The 16,157-nt window shown below is 59.4% G+C and carries 14 protein-coding genes; 5 read left to right on the forward strand and 9 right to left on the reverse strand.

The genetic code is table 11. From position 1 onward, the window contains the following. Positions 1-48: 48 nt before the first annotated feature. Positions 49-1,524: a D-alanyl-D-alanine carboxypeptidase/D-alanyl-D-alanine endopeptidase gene (gene dacB, locus DIT71_RS12450; RefSeq protein ID WP_244312023.1), complete on the reverse strand. Its 1,476-nt coding sequence runs from the start codon at positions 1,522-1,524 to the stop codon at positions 49-51. 358 nt (positions 1,525-1,882) lie between these two features. Between dacB and DIT71_RS12455 the strand changes: the two genes are divergently transcribed. Continuing rightward, complete coding sequence (locus DIT71_RS12455) at positions 1,883-2,806, forward strand: aldo/keto reductase (protein ID WP_114613547.1); 924 nt, start codon at positions 1,883-1,885, stop codon at positions 2,804-2,806. Then, positions 2,803-3,489, forward strand: a complete 687-nt coding sequence (locus DIT71_RS12460; RefSeq protein WP_114613548.1) for a DUF6064 family protein — start codon at positions 2,803-2,805, stop codon at positions 3,487-3,489. The genes DIT71_RS12455 and DIT71_RS12460 overlap by 4 nt, the downstream gene beginning before the upstream one ends. Here DIT71_RS12460 and dkgB read toward each other — a convergent pair. Then, positions 3,458-4,267, reverse strand: coding sequence for a 2,5-didehydrogluconate reductase DkgB (gene dkgB / locus DIT71_RS12465; RefSeq protein ID WP_114613549.1), 810 nt, complete (start codon positions 4,265-4,267; stop codon positions 3,458-3,460). The genes DIT71_RS12460 and dkgB overlap by 32 nt on opposite strands. 123 nt (positions 4,268-4,390) lie before the next feature. On the opposite strand from dkgB, the gene DIT71_RS12470 reads away from it, so the two are divergent. Beyond that, positions 4,391-4,804, forward strand: coding sequence for a GFA family protein (locus DIT71_RS12470; protein ID WP_114613715.1), 414 nt, complete (start codon positions 4,391-4,393; stop codon positions 4,802-4,804). Between the two features lie 10 nt (positions 4,805-4,814). On the opposite strand, the gene DIT71_RS12475 is transcribed toward DIT71_RS12470, so the two are convergent. Beyond that, positions 4,815-5,939, reverse strand: a complete 1,125-nt coding sequence (locus DIT71_RS12475) for a PQQ-dependent sugar dehydrogenase (RefSeq protein ID WP_114613550.1) — start codon at positions 5,937-5,939, stop codon at positions 4,815-4,817. 216 nt (positions 5,940-6,155) lie between these two features. Here DIT71_RS12475 and DIT71_RS12480 point away from each other — a divergent pair, with 216 nt between their 5' ends. Continuing rightward, the gene (locus DIT71_RS12480; protein WP_114613551.1) at positions 6,156-8,333 is read left to right on the forward strand and encodes a TonB-dependent siderophore receptor; all 2,178 of its coding nucleotides are present in this window, start codon (positions 6,156-6,158) and stop codon (positions 8,331-8,333) included. 128 nt (positions 8,334-8,461) lie between these two features. Here DIT71_RS12480 and DIT71_RS12485 read toward each other — a convergent pair whose 3' ends face one another. The 6 genes from DIT71_RS12485 to DIT71_RS12510 all read right to left on the reverse strand — a co-directional run bounded on the left by DIT71_RS12485 (position 8,462) and on the right by DIT71_RS12510 (position 15,409). Beyond that, complete coding sequence (locus DIT71_RS12485; protein WP_114613552.1) at positions 8,462-9,283, reverse strand: (2Fe-2S)-binding protein; 822 nt, start codon at positions 9,281-9,283, stop codon at positions 8,462-8,464. Further along, positions 9,273-11,300, reverse strand: a complete 2,028-nt coding sequence (fhuB, locus tag DIT71_RS12490) for a Fe(3+)-hydroxamate ABC transporter permease FhuB (RefSeq protein ID WP_114613553.1) — start codon at positions 11,298-11,300, stop codon at positions 9,273-9,275. Before fhuB ends, DIT71_RS12485 begins: the two co-directional genes overlap by 11 nt. Then, complete coding sequence (locus DIT71_RS12495; RefSeq protein WP_114613554.1) at positions 11,290-12,222, reverse strand: iron-siderophore ABC transporter substrate-binding protein; 933 nt, start codon at positions 12,220-12,222, stop codon at positions 11,290-11,292. The genes fhuB and DIT71_RS12495 overlap by 11 nt, the downstream gene beginning before the upstream one ends. Beyond that, positions 12,212-12,985, reverse strand: a complete 774-nt coding sequence (locus DIT71_RS12500) for an ABC transporter ATP-binding protein (RefSeq protein WP_114613555.1) — start codon at positions 12,983-12,985, stop codon at positions 12,212-12,214. The genes DIT71_RS12495 and DIT71_RS12500 overlap by 11 nt, the downstream gene beginning before the upstream one ends. A gap of 97 nt (positions 12,986-13,082) precedes the next feature. Beyond that, positions 13,083-14,873 (reverse strand): ABC transporter ATP-binding protein, encoded by a 1,791-nt coding sequence (locus tag DIT71_RS12505; protein ID WP_114613556.1) that lies wholly within the window; start codon positions 14,871-14,873, stop codon positions 13,083-13,085. Positions 14,874-14,956: 83 nt separating this feature from the next. Next, complete coding sequence (locus tag DIT71_RS12510; RefSeq protein ID WP_114613557.1) at positions 14,957-15,409, reverse strand: YaiI/YqxD family protein; 453 nt, start codon at positions 15,407-15,409, stop codon at positions 14,957-14,959. A gap of 120 nt (positions 15,410-15,529) precedes the next feature. On the opposite strand from DIT71_RS12510, the gene DIT71_RS12515 reads away from it, so the two are divergent. After that, positions 15,530-16,096 (forward strand): histidine phosphatase family protein, encoded by a 567-nt coding sequence (locus tag DIT71_RS12515; protein ID WP_114613716.1) that lies wholly within the window; start codon positions 15,530-15,532, stop codon positions 16,094-16,096. Positions 16,097-16,157 lie beyond the last annotated feature (61 nt).

Below are 16,157 nucleotides of genomic sequence, written 5' to 3' on the forward strand. Positions count from 1 at the left end.
GACCGGGGGAAGCGCCTGGCCTGGACCGGTTACGGCACACGACCAGGCTCAGCGAATCTCGGTGCCACTGGAAGGTGCCTGGGAAAGCGTCGTTCCGGTAGGCGGGCGGTGATGAAGAGAGTAGATGATGCGGTCGAGCACTGCCTGACCGTTCCAGGCCGGATCGTTATTGACCATGCCCACGACAGCCCAGGTGGTGTTGGTGTCGTCCTTGGTAAACCCGGCAATGGAACGCACGTTTTCCAGGTAACCGGTCTTGATACGGCCTTTGCCATCAAGGCCCGCATTTCTGAGTCTCCTGGCCATCGTGCCATCCATTGCGATCAGCGGCATGGAAGCCATCAGGTCCGCGGAATAGTCGCTGTTCCAGGCGTGTTGAAGAATCTGTGCACCCTGGCGGGCGGTGATGCGCCCGTGACGGGTCAGGCCTGCGCCATTGTCGATAACCATGCCCGCTGTATTGATTCCTTTTTCCTGAAGCCACTGGTAGATCACGCGGATGCCGGCAACCCGGTCATCTTCATCGCCCTCCAGCCGGTGCTCGGCACCAATGCTCAGCAGTAGCTGGCGGGCCATGACGTTACTGCTCCACTTGTTAATGTCCCGCACCATGGTCACCAGATCGGGCGAGGTGGTTCTCAGCATCAGCCGGGCGTCATCCGGTGTGTCGGCCAACAGGCTCTTGCCGCTTATCTCTATGCCCATATCCGTAAGCAGCGACCGTATCAGTGAAGCGGTGTACTGCTCGTGGGGCAGTACGGACAGGTAGGCGGTTGTGCGACAACCCTGGGGCAGCTCACCTGTGACCCTGACGGTGACCCGGTGATCCTCATGGAAGATCGGTTCCCATTCAAAGCGTCTGCGGGCGGGGCAAGGGCCTTCAGCTGTCGCAGTGACGCGGTTGTCGATCACAACGTCATTCAGCGAGGGCGCACTCCAGGCCTGGGTGCCGCGCTCGTCGGCCCGCACCTGGAAATGCACCAGGTTGAGGTTGGACAGGTAAGGCGAGGGCTGAACCAGAAACGGTGCATGGGGATTGTCGCCATTGTCGTCGAAGCCGGGCAGTCCGTCGGCCAGCCTGAACACGTCGCCATCAAGAACCAGGTTGCCATTGATGGCGCTGATGCCCATGCCACGGAGCTCACTCAGTGTGCTCCAGAGGCGTTCGATGGTCAGTTTCGGATCACCGCCCATGTCGACATAAAAGTTGCCGTTGAGCGTGTCGCCGACCAGCTCACCGTCGGTATAGAAATTGGTGTCCCAGTGGTAGGTCGGGCCCAGGGTCTCCAGTGCTGCGTAGGTGGTAATCAGCTTGATAATGGATCCGGGGCTCATCAGCGCATCGGCATTAATGTACTGCTCGATGCCGGGGCCGTTCATCGGGATGGCCGCCATGCTAAGGGCCTGCTCGTCGTTCAGGGATTGAAACGCATAACTCCGCACCTGACCGCTCCAGGTTTTATTTGGGGAGCTGGTGGACGAATCGGAGGCAGAGGCAGTGCCAAATGAAAGCAAGGCTGCCATGGCAGAAACAAGCAGGCGCGGCACTGCTCGATTTTGCTGGCGGCCTGATCCGTTTTGGGTCTTGTAACAATGGCTTCGTGCCGTCAGCAACATGGTGCAATGCTCGTTGGTTCTCGATCCAACTACAATAGCCCAAAATTCCGGCCCATACTATGCGAAAGGGCTATACATGACGTTAAAAAATGCCAGTAGTGACGTTGTTTATACTGCATTTTGTTAACAGATGTAAGTGCTCCTTTTAATCAACAGGTTAGCGCAGGGGCAACCTCAGCGTTACCCTGTCAGTTAGGGGGCAGAACCTGAATCTGTGTGAGTGCGTAATGCAATCATGAACGCAATGGACACCGGAGACCTAGGTATGGCAACGCAATGGACCCGACGACAGTTCATGGCCGCACTGGCTGCCACCGGCCTTTCAGTTCCCATGCCGGGGTTGATGGCCGCACCTGGCGGGAAGGCCATTACCCGGCCTATCCCGTCTTCTGGAGAATCCCTGCCCGTGATTGGCATGGGTACCTGGCGCACCTTCAATGTGGGGGGAGATCAGCACCTTGTGAGAGAGCGCACGGAGGTGTTGAAGACATTTTTCGAGTCGGGCGGCACGCTGGTCGACTCCTCGCCCATGTACGGCTCAGCAGATGACGTGATGGGAGAGGCACTGGACACCCTCAATGCCCATGACCAGGTATTTGCTGCCAACAAGATCTGGACCAGCGATGGCGGGGCTACACGAGAGCAGGACGGAGCCTCACGGAGGAAGTGGAGCATTGAGCGCTTTGATCTGCAGCAGGTGCACAACCTGGTGGCCTGGGAACCTCATCTGGAAACCCTGAAACAGATGAAGGCGGACGGCGATATCCGGTATCTGGGCATCACCACCTCCCACGGCCGGCGCCATCGTGATTTGGCGCAGATAATGGAGCAGGAGCCCCTGGATTTTGTGCAGTTGACCTACAACGTATTGGACCGTGAGGCCGAGCAGCGTCTCTTGCCCCTGGCGAAAGAGCGGGGAATTGCCGTGATTGTCAATCGCCCCTTCCAGGGTGGCAGCCTGTTCCGTCGCTACCAGTCCGAACCATTGCCGGGATGGGCGGCAGAAGCAGGATGCGGTAACTGGGCGGAGTTTTTCCTCAAGTTCATCGTGTCCCATCCGGCCGTTACCTGTGCCATTCCGGCGACAACCAAAGTGAAGCACATGGAAGAGAACATGGGAGCGCAGTACGGGGACCTTCCGGATGAACAGCAGCGCCGGCGGATGGCTGACTACGTGGCAGGGTTATGACGGGCGTGGACTGGTTCAGCTACTCGCTGTCGGATTTTCTGATGTTCGGGCCGGAGGTGTTTCTCCGGCTCTTTGTTCGTATCAATCAGGATTTCTGGCCCTGGCAAGGCGTCGCCGTTGTGATGATGCTGCTGATTGCAGGGTTTCTGGTGCGCGGCGATAAGCTGGCGAAGCGGGCCGTCCTGTTATTGCTGGCGGCGGCCTGGTTGTGGAGCGGTGCAGGCTTCCTGCTGGAATATTACGGGCCCATCAACCTCCCGGCCACCTGGTTTGGCTGGGGATTTATTCTGCAGGCCGCGCTACTGACGGTGGCAGCCCTGGTATGGCCCTGGGATGGAAATGCCGCCAGGCCTGCACGCCGATGGCGGGCTGGCACTGGCTGGCTGGCGATGACGGGACTGTTGCCCCTGCTGATGGTGGCCCAGACTGGAAACTGGCAGGCCATTGCGTTGTTCGGGATTGCGCCCGGTGTAACGGTGGCTGCCTCAGTGCCCTGCCTGTTGCTGTTGCCCAGACGGGTTCGCTGGCTGTTTCTGCTGTTGCCGTTGCTCTGGTCTGTGTTCAGTGCAGCAACTCTGTGGACCCTCGGCACCCGGTTGGTGTTTGTCCTTCCTGTTGCCACACTGACGCTGACACTGGTGAGCTTCTGGTTCAGTCCCAGGCCGGCGCAAAGTCCGGATTAGCAATACGCTCACCGCGGTCGAGTTGGTCGATCTGGGCAATTTCCTCGGCGCTGAGGCCGATCTCGATCGCCTCCAGGTTGGCTTTCTGGTGCTGGGGACGCGTGGATGAGGGAATGGGCACCACGCCACGAGAAGCGGTCCAGGCAATGGCAATCTGCGCCGGTGAAGCGTTGTGCTCACGGCCGATACGGATCAGGGTATCGTCTTCCATCACTTTGCCCACGGCAAGAGGCATGTAGCCGGTCACGGTAATGCCCAGCTTCTGGGCATGGTCGACCACCTTGCGATTGGCCAGGAACGGATGGACTTCGACCTGATTGGTAAAAATGGGTGTATCCCCTAGAATAGCCTTTGCTTGGTCCATCTGGGCACAGGTAAAGTTGGAAATGCCGATGTGCGTTGTCAGCCCTTCCCGTTGTGCATCCCGCAATGCCCCAAGATATTCTTCCATGGGTACTTCGTCGTCCGGCGACGGCCAGTGGATCAGCGTCAGGTCCACATGGTCGGTTTTAAGCCGTGCCAGACTGTCGTGCAGGCTGTTGATCAGGTCGCTCCGGTGGAGTTGGTCGTGCCAGATCTTGGTCGTCAGGAAAATCTCGCGCCGCGGTATGCCACTGGAGGTAATGCCATCGCCCACTTCAGATTCATTTTCATACATCTGGGCAGTGTCGATATGCCGGTAACCGAGTGAGAGCGCGCTTTTCACGGCGTCTCTTGCATCATTACCCTTCAGGCGGAATGTCCCCATTCCGATGTTCGGAAGTGTGCTGAATGCCATAGTGGCCTCCTTTGCGAACGTTGTGACTTGTATGTGGTGCTTGCCCGCTGGTTCTTCAAGTGGCGGCTGGTTATCATACCGGCCCCGAAACACGGCAATCCGACGAACCATCGAGGTCAAATCATGCTGACAGGGCAGTGCCTTTGCGGCGATATCAAGCTGGAATACGACGGCCCTTTGGGACCGATAGCCCTGTGCCATTGCAGCCAGTGCCGGCGCGCCCATGGCAGTGCGTTTTCCGCCAGTGCGCCGATCCAGAAAATCCGTGCCCGATTTACCGCGGGTGAGGAACTGATCCGTGAATACGAATCCCGGCCCGGCAAATACCGGGGCTTCTGCCCGCGTTGTGGTAGCCAGCTTTACAGTCGTGTAGATGCCATCCCTGGTATCCTGCGCCTGCGGGTCGGTATGATCAATGAGCCTCTGGGCAAAGGGCCGGCCTCACACGTTTACGTCGGTTCCAAGTCGGACTGGTTTGCCATTACCGATAATATTCCCCAGTACGACAAAACCGAAAGAAGCTACGACCCGAACTGACGCTGCCGGATCATTCCGCAGGTACTATCCGGTAAACCTTGCCGTCGGAATGGTCTGTCAGTAACCAGAGGGCGCCATCAGGGCCCATCCGTACATCGCGGATACGTTCGTCCAGGCTTTCCAGAAGATCCTCTTCCTCCACGACTTCCTCGTTTTCGATGCTCAGCCTGACGAGTTTCCGCATCTTCAGGGCTCCTACGAACAGGTCGCCCTGCCATTGCGGGAACTCGTCACCGGTGTAGAACGCCATGCCCGACGGAGCGATGGAGGGGTCCCAGTAATGTAGCGGGTCGGTCACGCCCTCCATGGTGGTCTTGTCGGTGATGGGTATCCCTGAGTAGTCAATGCCGTAAGTGACGTCTGGCCAGCCATAATTGTTGCCGGCGCGAATGATATTGATCTCGTCACCACCCCTGGGGCCATGTTCGTGACTCCAGATTTCGCCGGTTTCCGGGTGAATGGTCATGCCCTGGATATTGCGGTTGCCGTAAGTGAAAAAGGTGTCGTTTACCGAGGCATCGTCGGTGAATGGATTACCGGGTGCGGGTTGTCCGTCAGTAGTCAGGCGATGAACGCCGCCGGCATCGTCGTCAGTTTGCTGGGCGCGATCCATCTCGCCGCGGTCACCCACGGCAACATACAGGTTGCCCTCCCGGTCAAATTCCATCCGGCCGGCAAAGTGGCGGCCGGTGCTGCCGCGGGGCAGGGCCTCGAAAATGACTTCCACATCGGATAACTGATTGCCATCCAGCCTTGCCTTTGCCACCCGTGTGGTCATGCCCTTGCGGCTTATCTTGTGGGCATAGCTGAGAAACAGGGTCCGATTGTCTTCAAACTCCGGGTGCAGGATCACATCCAGCAGGCCGCCCTGGCCCGACACCACAAGTTCAGGCAATCCGCTGACCGGTTCATCCACCAGAGCCCCGTCACGGATGATTCGTAACCGCCCCTCCCGTTCAGTAACCAGCATGGAGTCGTCCGGCAGAAACGCCAGGCTCCATGGGTGTTCAAGGTTCTGTGCCACGGTTTCCAGCTGAAACTCCGCCTTGTCGGACGAAAAGGTTTGCCCAGACAGGGTTGGTGCTGAAACCAGTACAAAGCTGAGGCCAAGGATCAAACGTGTGCAAGCTCGCATGGGAACCTCCCTTTCTGTTGGCGCCATTCAATACCTGACTGATGTTTGAGAATAGCAGTTGGAGGGCGCTCCCACGAGGAGTCCTGCCTGCACCGGAATATATAGGACGACAAAAACTCAATGGATCAGTGTTTCTTTCTTTTAAATGATAATGATTCGTATTAATATACGCGAACAAGATTAAAACCCAAACTGACCCCAGTAACGGAGCAAAAGATGTCCCGAATTCCGGAACCCCAGTTCCGCCGCAAGGCACTGTTCACCGCGATCGTTTGTGCAACCCTGCCGGCTTTCGCTGCTGCCCAGGAGAACCAGGCCACAACACTGGAAGCACTTGAGGTATCCGCTGAACGCGGCCAGGTATCCTCCGAGTCCACCGGCAGTTATACCAGTGGCGCAACCACGACCTCCATGAAGATGGAACTCGGCCATCGGGAAACGCCGCAGGCAATAACCGTGGTTACCCGCGAGCAGATGGACGATTTTGCCCAAAATGATATCAACGACGTTCTTGAAGGCACTACCGGGGTGACGGTGGAGTCGGTCGAGACGGATCGCACCTACTACACCGCCCGTGGTTTTGATATCAACAACTTCCAGTACGATGGTGTCGGCTTGCCGGCGGTCTACGACAACGTCCAGGGCGAACTCGACACCGCATTCTTTGACAGGGTAGAGGTAGTGCGCGGTGCCAATGGTCTGATGACAGGGTCCGGTAACCCCTCCGCAACTGTTAATTTCATCCGCAAACGTCCGACGGCAGAGACCAATGCCTCGGTTGCTGTCACCGGGGGATCCTGGGGCCAAAAGCGTATCGTTGGGGATGTATCTGGCGCGGTTTCAGAATCCGGTGCCATCCGTGGCCGGGTAGTAGCCGGTTATGAGGACAAGGATTCGTACCTGGACCGTTATAGCAACGAGAAGCAAATGTTCTACGGCGTGCTTGAGGCAGATCTGACGGACACCACGCTGCTGACGCTGGGCCACTCCATCCAGACCTCGGATACCGACAGCCCGCTTTGGGGCGCATTGCCGCTGTTCTACACCGACGGCACCGCAACAGACTTCGCCCGCTCAACCAGCACCGCCTCGGACTGGTCCTACTGGGATAACACCCAGCACAACAGTTTCGTGGAGTTGCAGCAGGAACTGGCTGGCGGCTGGCAGGCCAAGGGCACCGTATCCCGGCTGGAGAATGACAGTGAATCAGAGTTGTTCTACCAATACGGTGCGCCGGATTCGCAAACCGGTGAAGGGCTGAGGGCCTACCCGAGCCAATACGATCTCAACATAGAGCAGTGGGTGATCGATGCCTATGCAACAGGCCCCTTTGAGCTGGCAAATCGGACGCACGAGCTGGTATTGGGGGCCACCTGGTCGCGCTCCGAAACGGTGGACGAATCCCGCTATGGTCAAGGTATTGGCAACCTACTTCCACCCCTGAACCAGTGGGACGGTAACTACCCCCGGCCGGCCTTCGATAACGGCGTTGATGGATCGGACTGGACAGACCGTGAGACCTCAACCTATACGGCTGCGCGCTGGACCCTGACGGATAACCTGACGGCCATTACCGGGCTTCGTCTCACCTGGCTCGATAGCGAAGGCACCAGCTACGGCCTCACAAAAACAACCAGCTATGATGCGGTTGAAACGCCCTACGCGGGGCTGATCTACGATCTGAGCGACAACCATTCCGTGTACGCCAGTTACACCGAAATCTTCACGCCACAAACCGAGCTGGACATCAACCGCGATCGGCTGGACCCGATTGATGGCGTCAACTATGAGCTGGGGCTCAAGAGTGAGTTCGTGGATGACCGCGTGAACACCACTGTGGCCCTGTTCCAGACTGAGCAGCAGAACGTCGCCGAGGCTGCCGGAACGTTGCCAGGCACTCAAGACCCTTATTACCGTGGCATAGACGGTCTCCAGAGCCAGGGTGTTGAGCTTGAGTTTGTCGGAGACGTGACCGATCGAATTCAGGTATTCGCTGGTTACACCTACATTGACATCGAAGACGCCGATGGCAAATCTGCCAGATCCTTTGTGCCGGAGCACCTGGCACAGCTGCGGGGCACCTGGAAAGTGCCGGGCGTCGAAGGTCTGGAGGTCGGAAGTCAGGTACGCTGGCAGTCGTCCATCAGTCAGGATCAGGGCGAGGCCACTACCGGGCCCAACGCCGGCGCGAAGATCGTTACCGAGCAGGAAAGCTATGCGGTGGTGGATCTGATGGCCAGCTACGACTTCGCCCGCGACTGGAATGCCACACTCAACGTAAACAATGTCAGCGACGAAAAATACATCGAGAGTCTCAAGAAGTTTGGCGCTTCTGCCCAGGGTTTCTACGGAGAGCCGGCGAATGCCAGCCTGACGGTTTCCTGGGTTTACTGACCTGAAAGTTGGGGGTGGGGAATCATTCCCACCCCTCCTTTTGATTTAACGGCAGAAGGGAGGAAAAGTAATGACGCCCGAACAGGAAATGATTGAAGGATTAAAGCTGGCTGCAGGTGCCGCCGCGGTTATCGGCCTGGTTGCCATTGGCCTGGCCGTGGGTTCGGCTGTTGGTGCCTGAGGGCTGCAAGTCGCTCCTTGCGATAGACGCCACAGGTGCCGCAATAACCACCCTCGGGTAACAGATACTTCAGGCAGCATCCCTTCCGTTGCGGAATGGCGGTAGTCTGCCCACCGAACACCGCCGGAATCCAGTCGATAAACTGGTTGGCCTCATTACTGAACTCTCCGAGCCAGCGTTGTGCCAGCTCGCACACGGCGGCAGGCTCTGCCAGATTCCACACCGCCGAGAATGGCGCACCCAGCCCGAGTCCGATGCTGCTCCAGTAGGCGCCAGGGCTAACCCCCAGTTTTTGCCTGAACACGGGATACCAGTCACTCGTCTGCTTTCCAAGTGCCTGTAAAAAATCATCTTCGTTGGCGATGTGCGCTCCTGGTATCCGGAACCAGCGTGAGGTGGCTGCCTCTCCACGCCCGAGAGGGGCAAGAAAGACATGGCGGGGATCGGGCAGGGGAGCCTGGCCATCCAGGAACAGCCTCAGTGTTAGTGAGGCAATAACGTTCAGAGCCAGATTCTGTTGAAGCACGGAGACCTGGGCCCGGATTGCGCGGGAATCTGCGGCGTGCGGGTAATCTGACTTCACCTGTTCAATGAGCAGTGCCGGTTGCTGCAGACAGTCCGCAAGAGAAAAGAGGCCACTGTGATCATGGCAGGCTGGCTGAAGAGCCCGGGTAAGAATGGCCTCCCGGTCCAGCCCGGATGACTCCAAGAGTCGGGCGTAGCGCTCGGCCCAGGCACCTCTGCCACCCGTGCGCTCACTATCGGCCATGGCGGCTTAATCCCCACAGGAAATAAACGCCGCCTACCAGCGCAGCCAGCAAGCCGGCCGGCAACTGGTTGGGAAAGACCACAATCCGTGACAGGTAATCCGCCACAGCGAGCAGAAGGCCACCCACCAGCGCCGCCACAATCATCTGGTGGCCGACGGTTTGTTGCCCCAGAACTCTTGCCAGGTGCGGGGCGATCAGGCCGACAAAACTCAGGGGGCCGATCACCACCGTCGCCGAGGCGGTCAGCACGGCCGCCAGTAGCAGAAGCAGCAGGCGGACACGAGACACCGAAAGCCCGAGCGACGATGCCGCCGTATCGCCGAGGGGCAGAATGGTCAATGGGCGCACGACCAACAGCAGTAAGCCGCTGACAAGCACGGTGAAGCCCAACAGGCCGAAAGCCTCGACCTCTGAGACCAGCCAGGTGGAACCGTACATCCAGTTCAGCAGTTGCGAGGCAACGGTGCCGCCGGAAGCCATCACCAGCCGCAGGCCGGCGTCCATAAACACATACAGCGCCAGGCCTCCGAGCAGGAGCTGGTTTCCCGCAAAGCGGTGTTTTCGGGCGAGCAGAATCAGCAGCCCCAAGGCGCCGGCCGCACCCAGGGTGGCGCCGCCCAACTGGCCGAGCCGGCCAACCTCGGCGCCCGAGAGCACAATCAGCACCATGACCAATGCAGCACCACCGCTGATGCCCAGCATTTCCGGGCTGCCCATGGGATTGCCTGTCATTCTCTGGATCAGTGTGCCGGCCAGCCCCAGTGCGACCCCGGCGAGTATGGCCGCCAGCAACCGCGGACCGCGCCATACCCAAGCCTCGTTCCATTGTGTTATCGCCGTCCAGTGCCAGCTCTCCAGTCCCGGAGCCCAGCCCATGGAAACAACCACCGTGGCTAAAAGCAATGCAGCGACGATGCCGGAAACAACCAGGGGTGAGCGGCGTTTGGGCAGGAAACCTGCCGGGCTGGTTTCCTGTCCCGGCATATGGTGGGTGTTCCTGAAACTCTGAAGCGCCAGCAGAATCACAGGTCCGCCGATCAGCGCGGTGGCGGTGCCCGTGGGGACGAGAGAACCGTCACCCCAGGTGGAAGCCCAGCGTGCCAGGGTATCCGCCAGGAGCAGCAACCCGCCGCCCATAAGGGTGCTCCACAATAAACGGCTGCCCAGGGTGCGGGCACCCAGCAGCCGGGCCAGTACTGGCGCTGCCAGGCCCACAAAGGCCACCACGCCAACCCGGCTGACAACCGTGGCCGTCATCAGAACTACCAGAAACAGAGCCAGCGCGCGAATAAGGCCGACCCTGGCACCGAGGGCACTGGCGGAAGTCTGCCCCAGTTGCAGCAACTGTAGCGGCCGCATCAATAGCAACATCAGAATGGCGAGAACAGCTACGCGTGGCCAGAGCTCGGTAAAGGGGCCCCAGTTGTTCTGAACCAGGGAGCCTGCGCCCCAGATAAACAGGTTGCCCAGCCATTCGCCCTTGAGCAGCAGGAATGCCATGTTCATGGCACCCAGGAAGAAGGTAATGACCAGTCCGGCCAGAATCACGGTGACCGGCGAGAAACCCACCCGCCAGGTGAGAGCGATCACCATGCCGATGGCCAGCAGCCCGCCGCCAATGGCAGCCAGGTCAGGGCTGAAGGCCAATAGCCCCGGAGCAAACAGCGTCGCGACGGTGATGCCGAACTGGCCGCCGGCCTCAACGCCAAGAGTGGTGGGAGAGGCCAGCGGGTTACCCAGTATCTGCTGGGTAACGGCCCCGGCCAGCCCCAGCCCGCAGCCTATCAGGATGGCGATGGACACCCGGGGAGCCCAGCTGTAGTGGGCCAGAACCGAGGAATAGTCCTCGGGATCAAAGGTCCAGAAAGCCGATATCAGAGCACCGAGATCCAGTTCCCCAAACCACGGGACCGAGCTGGCAATCAGAGCGCCGAACCACAGAATAACCGCCGCCACCGGCAGCTTTACGGGAATAGCAGGGCGCGACCGGGGCAGGCTGGCGGCATCAGCGTACATTGTCAGAGCCCCCTTCCAGCAGTGAGTCCGTCAGCATGGTTGCCAGCCGTTTCACCGGAAAGACACCGCCGAACGGCCACACTGGGTCTATCTGGTAGATCTCGTCGCGCCTGACCGCGGGCAGGTAGGTCCAGAATGGACTGCTGGCCAGGGTGTCGGAAAGCCCGGGAAGGGTAGGAGAAACCACCACGAGACGGCTGTTCTGCTGGGGTGCGATAGCCTCCAGGCCGACCACGGAAAAGCCCCAGAAATTGCCTTCCCGGGGCCAGGCGTTTTTGAGCCCGAGGGCGTTCAGGGTGCTCTGGTAGAGGCTATTGGGGGCATAGATGCGCACGTGGCGGTCGTCCAGGAAGTTCACCAGGGCCACGGGCCTGTCTGTCATACCTGCCTTTTCCAGCCGCTGGCGCTGGGTGTCCAGGGTCTGCTCGATGTCTGCCAGAATGGCATTGGCACGGTCTTCACGGCCAAGCATTTCCCCCAGTGTGGTCAGCATTTCGCTGGCCTTTTCGAAGGGCCGGCTGCCGTTCCTGTAGACACTGATGACGTAGGTGGGTGCAATTTGTTCCAGGAGGTCGGCGGCAGGGGCCATTTCAGCACTGGTAACAATCAGGTCCGGCTCCAGTTCCGCGATTGCCTCCAGGCTGGGTGCAACACGTGTGCCGATATTGCGTACTCCCTCCGGCAGCTCGGGCTCGTTCACCCACACATCGTAACCAGCCCGATCCGCCACACCCACCGGGATTTCTCCCAGCAGCAGAACGGCTTCGGTGGCAGCCCAGTTCAGGGTGATGATGCGCTTTGGTGGCTCATCCAGGGTGAGGGTGCCGTGCTCGTGTTGCCAGGTCCCGGCACTGGCCGGCAGTGACAGTATGCCAATGAACAGCAGCGCAAAACCGCTTCTGAGGCAACACTTAATGGACATAGGAGACCCACTGCCCCGGAGCCCGCTCCATCACGCCCATGGGTACCCCATAGATGGATTCCAGTATCCCCGAGTCCATGATCTCCCGGGTGCTGCCATCTGCGATCAGCTGTCCGGATTTGAGTGCCACCAGCCGGTTGCAGAAACGGGCGGCCAGGTCTACGTCATGCAGCACCACGACCACGGTGAGTTCCCGTTCTTCCGCCAGGCGGTGCACCAGCCGCAGGGTTTCCACCTGGTGCTTCACGTCGAGGGCGGAGATGGGCTCATCCAGCAGCAGGCAGCGGGTTTGTTGGGCCAGCAGCATGGCTATCCAGGCACGCTGGCGTTCTCCGCCGGACAGGGTGTCGACGGACCGATGCCCAAACTGGGCCAGCCCGGTATCGACAATGGCCTGGTCGATCAGCCGGCGGTCCTCGTCGTTGTAGCGGCCCAGAGGGCCGCGCCAGGGATAGCGGCCAAGAGCGACGAGTTCCCGCACGGTAAGGCCATCAGTGCCGGGTGGGTGTTGGGGCAGGTAACCCACCTTGCGGGCAAATTCCCGGGCGCCGGTGGTGCGGAAAGAGCTGCCAAACAGGCTGACATCGCCCCTGGTGGGAGACATCTGTCGTGCCAGAACCTTCAGCAGTGTGGACTTGCCGGAGCCATTGTGACCGAGAAGCGCAGTCAACTCGCCTTCGCGGAACTGGATGTTGATGTTCCGTAGGATAGAGGTATCGCCGATGTGCATACCCAAGTCGGATACTTCGAAAAACGCAGACATGCAGGCTCCCGTAATTCTGAGGGGCTGCATATTAATCTAAATGCGAATTACTATCAATAAATCTTTGGCAGTTGCAAGGCGAAGTGACCAGCGGGTTTTACAACTGACCGGTCTGAACCCGCCATTGGGCCGCATAAGGTCCGTTGTCCGCCACCAGATCTTGGTGGCGGCCGGATTCCACGATCTGTCCCCCGTCCACCACGGCGATGGTGTCAGCATCCACAATGGTGGACAGCCGATGGGCGATCATGATCACCGTGCGGTTGTGGCCGATGCGCTTGAGAGATCGCTGGATGGCAGCTTCGGTTTCGTTGTCGACCGCGCTTGTGGCTTCGTCGAGCACCAGGATAGGTGGGTCTTTCAGCAGCGCCCGGGCCAGGGAAAGTCGCTGGCGCTGACCGCCTGAAAGCCGCACGCCGCGTTCGCCCACAGCCGTGGACAAGCCTTCGGGCAGTGTTTCGATGAAGGACCAGGCCTCGGCGGTTTTTGCCGCCTCGATAATCTGTTCATCACTGGCGTCGGGGCAGCCGTAGGCAAGGTTGTCGCGGATGCTGCCCTCGAACAGGTACACATCCTGGCTTACCAGTCCGATGGCTTCCCGCAGGGACCTGAGGCTGACGGACTGAATGGGCTGGCCGTCGATGCGAATCTGCCCTCCGGAGGGGTCGTAAAAGCGTAACAGCAGCTTGGTCAGCGTCGACTTGCCGGAGCCGGTGGCACCAACCAGTGCCAGAGTGTTTCCTGCAGGAACCTGAAACGATATGTTGTCGATGCCGGCGCCGCTGGACGGGTAGTGAAAGCTCACCTTCTCGAAGGTGACTTCGCCCTTTACTGGCTGCACAAGTGCTTCGTTGGCGTCGTCACGAACATGCACCGGCTCAGCGAGCAGGTCGAGGATGCGGCGGGTGCTGGCCATGGCCCGTTCAAACAGGTCGATTACCTCGGCAAGCCCGGTCAATGGCCACAGCAGGCGCTGGGTCAGGAACACCAGTACCCCGTAGGCGCCAACATTCAGTGTGCCTTCCAGTGCCATCATGCCCCCCACGGTAAAGGTGGCCAGGAAGCCGGCCAGGATGGCCATGCGGATCACCGGAATAAACGCCGAGCTGATGCGAATGGCCCTGCGGTTGGCCTCCACGTAAGCCTCACTGCTGGCCTTCAGGCGTTCGGCTTCACGCTGCTCCGCAGTGAAGCTCTTGATAGTGGCGATGCCGCCCAGGTTGTTGGCCAGGCGGCTGGACAGATCACCCACCTTTTCCCGCACATCCGCATAGAGCGGGCCGGCCTTGCGCTGGAAGTAGAAGGCGCCCCAGATGATTAACGGAATCGGGGTGAATGCCAGCAGGGCAATCAGCGGTGATAGCACAAAAAATACCGCACCCACCGCCACAACGGTTACCACCACCTGGATCATGGCGTTGGCGCCACCATCCAGGAAACGCTCAAGCTGGTTGACGTCGTCGTTCATAGTGGCAACCAGTTGGCCGGAGCTGCGGGCCTCAAAGAAGCTCATGTCCAGTTTCTGGGCGTGCTCGTAGGCATCCTGCCGCAGGTCCGACTGCAGTCGCTGGGCCAGGTTGCGCCACAGAATCTGGAAAAGGTACTCGAAGACGGATTCGCCGGCCCAGATAAAAAAGGTGAGGACCGCAAGGATGGTGATCTGCTCCTGGGCCGTGTCGAAGCCCAGGCCGGCGACAAAACTCTCCTCCTTGTTCACCACTACATCGATGGCAATACCGATCAGAATCTCGGGGGCAATGTCGAACAGCTTGTTGATAATGGAGCAGGTGGACGCTGCGATAATCTGCCTGCGGTAACCCCGCGCGTACTTCAGCAGCCGGCCAAGGGCGGCAAAGCTGCTGGTGTCGTGATGACTGTGTGAGGACATACTTCGCTTGTCTCCCCTGGAATCTGCAGGCAAAAGGGTGGCAAGGGTAGCGGATTTCCCCAAGCTTTAAAACAGAATCATTATCACTTGCGGGTGTTCCGTTGCAGCCAGCGGTCCAGTTTGTCGGCGAATTCCTTGCGGTCGGTCTGGCCCAGTGGCGGCGGTCCGCCGGTAACCTGGCCGGCGTTCCGCATTTCCTCCATAAAGTTGCGCATGGCCAGGCGCTGGCGGATATTCTCTTTGGTAAAAGCCTGGCCACGGGGATTGAAAACGTCTGCGCCCTTTTCGATGGCTTCGGCAGCCAGGGGAATGTCCTGTGTAATAACCAGGTCGCCTTTGTGCATCTGGTCCATGATTTCGTTGTCGGCGACATCAAAACCCTGGGGAACCTGGCGTCGTTTGATATAGGGACTCGGCGGCAGGTTGATGGCGTGGTTGGCGATGAAGGTCGTCTCAACTTGCCAGCGGGTGGCGGCGCGGCAGAGGATTTCCCGAATGGGCACGGGGCAGGCGTCGGCGTCGACCCAGATTGGCATGGCTGGCTCCTATACTGGATTGTTTCTGGCTGAAGTTTACCTTTTGTTGGCATGAGCCTGGTAGGTTTGGGCTGCGTATCTTCTCGGGTGTTTCAGAATTCGGCAGCGGAGGCGTTGATCATGATTACTCGGTGTGTATTAACAGCATTGTTGGGCTTTTTCTGTTCTTTCCCGGTGTTTGCCACTGAAAGCAACACAGAGGCCTGGGAAGCCCTCCGCGAGGGCCGTGCGGTGTTAATGCTTCGACATGCCCTGGCGCCGGGCACCGGGGACCCGGGTAACTTTGAGGTTGATGACTGCAGTACCCAGCGCAATCTGAACGACAGGGGCCGCGAACAGGCTCGTGCCTGGAAGCCGTATTTGGCAGAGCATGGCATCACCGAAGCGCGTGTATTCAGCAGCCAGTGTTGCCGTTGTCTCGATACGGCACGGGAAATGGACATGGGGCCGGTGAAGGAGATGAGGTCGCTGAATTCGTTTTTCCGCAACCGCGGCGATGGGCAGATGCAGACGGACCAAACCATTGCCATTGTTAACGAGCTGGAACCCGGGCCGCCGGTGGTTCTGGTCTCCCATCAGGTGAACGTGACAGCGCTGACGGATGTGTTCCCTTCGTCTAACGAGGGAGTGGTGATTGCCCTGCCGCTGTCTGAAAACCCGACGGTACTGGCGAGGGTTTCGCCGTGAGGTCGAAAAGTTGTCATGCCGTGGTGAATCAAGCACGCTCATTCAACGGACAGGGTTTGAG

Source organism: Marinobacter vulgaris (assembly GCF_003344045.1).
Lineage (GTDB): Bacteria > Pseudomonadota > Gammaproteobacteria > Pseudomonadales > Oleiphilaceae > Marinobacter > Marinobacter vulgaris.

Bases quoted from the DNA above. Each gene is read 5' to 3' on its own strand.
- DIT71_RS12460 (WP_114613548.1), top strand. From the start codon at position 2,803: ATGACGGGCGTGGACTGGTTCAGCTACTCGCTGTCGGATTTTCTGATG.
- DIT71_RS12480 (WP_114613551.1), top strand. From the start codon at position 6,156: ATGTCCCGAATTCCGGAACCCCAGTTCCGCCGCAAGGCACTGTTCACC.
- DIT71_RS12500 (WP_114613555.1), bottom strand. From the start codon at position 12,985: ATGTCTGCGTTTTTCGAAGTATCCGACTTGGGTATGCACATCGGCGAT.
- DIT71_RS12485 (WP_114613552.1), bottom strand. From the start codon at position 9,283: ATGGCCGATAGTGAGCGCACGGGTGGCAGAGGTGCCTGGGCCGAGCGC.
- DIT71_RS12495 (WP_114613554.1), bottom strand. From the start codon at position 12,222: ATGTCCATTAAGTGTTGCCTCAGAAGCGGTTTTGCGCTGCTGTTCATT.
- DIT71_RS12470 (WP_114613715.1), top strand. From the start codon at position 4,391: ATGCTGACAGGGCAGTGCCTTTGCGGCGATATCAAGCTGGAATACGAC.
- DIT71_RS12475 (WP_114613550.1), bottom strand. From the start codon at position 5,939: ATGCGAGCTTGCACACGTTTGATCCTTGGCCTCAGCTTTGTACTGGTT.
- dacB (WP_244312023.1), bottom strand. From the start codon at position 1,524: ATGGCAGCCTTGCTTTCATTTGGCACTGCCTCTGCCTCCGATTCGTCC.
- dkgB (WP_114613549.1), bottom strand. From the start codon at position 4,267: ATGGCATTCAGCACACTTCCGAACATCGGAATGGGGACATTCCGCCTG.
- DIT71_RS12515 (WP_114613716.1), top strand. From the start codon at position 15,530: ATGATTACTCGGTGTGTATTAACAGCATTGTTGGGCTTTTTCTGTTCT.
- DIT71_RS12455 (WP_114613547.1), top strand. From the start codon at position 1,883: ATGGCAACGCAATGGACCCGACGACAGTTCATGGCCGCACTGGCTGCC.
- fhuB (WP_114613553.1), bottom strand. From the start codon at position 11,300: ATGTACGCTGATGCCGCCAGCCTGCCCCGGTCGCGCCCTGCTATTCCC.
- DIT71_RS12510 (WP_114613557.1), bottom strand. From the start codon at position 15,409: ATGCCAATCTGGGTCGACGCCGACGCCTGCCCCGTGCCCATTCGGGAA.
- DIT71_RS12505 (WP_114613556.1), bottom strand. From the start codon at position 14,873: ATGTCCTCACACAGTCATCACGACACCAGCAGCTTTGCCGCCCTTGGC.